This is a genomic window from Treponema zioleckii (assembly GCF_014737315.1).
Lineage (GTDB): Bacteria > Spirochaetota > Spirochaetia > Treponematales > Treponemataceae > Treponema_D > Treponema_D zioleckii.
This window is the reverse complement of record NZ_JPUF01000159.1, coordinates 1-665: the sequence shown is the minus strand read 5'-3', so window position 1 is coordinate 665 and position 665 is coordinate 1. Positions and strand designations below refer to the sequence as shown.

The following is a 665-nucleotide window of genomic DNA, read 5'->3' as shown; positions in this document are numbered from 1 at the left end:
GCAGAAATTTGGTATCAGAAACGGAAAGTCAAAATCAAAGATGAGGTTATTGTCCCTGCCCCACCAACAATTAGAATTTTTTATAAAAACAAATATATAACTGTAAGCATCCCAAATGAAATAGTATTTGATTTTGATTTGCTGTGTCGTCAATTAGTTAATGAATTATATTCATACGAAATAATAAGTGTAAATAGCACGGCTTCCAAACTAATATGGATTAATAAAGAAAAAAATATTATTTCTGCTAATAACACGCAACTTTGTATAATACATAAATGCGAAATGGAAAAACATAAAATACCAGTCTTATATGGTCTTGTAAAATTTCTTGATCTAGGCTACATAGTAGATATCAGGCCAAATAATTTTCCAAATTGCAATGATATTATACTTGGCGGTTGTATAGCTCAAGAACAAAGATATAAAGACCAATATATTTGTGAAAAATGTATAAAAGCAAGAGATGAATGGATATTGAAAAATAGAAAATCAGATTATGTCTTTTATGACTACAGAGAATAAAAATCTTACTTTTTATTCTTTAATATGATAATCCGTACATCTTTCCTGAATGCCCGATTGACTCTTTAAGGAAAAGAGGCTATCGACGTTTTTTGTTACAAAAAAAATTATGCAGCTTTGTATTTAGTAGAAGATGATAG

Annotated in this window: 1 protein-coding gene; it reads left to right on the top strand. The window is 28.6% G+C overall.

The window, feature by feature from the left end:
* Positions 1-525 (top strand): hypothetical protein (locus tag JI65_RS17010; protein ID WP_191018351.1); only part of this gene is annotated, 525 nt, incomplete at its 5' end.
* Positions 526-665: the final 140 nt, after the last annotated feature.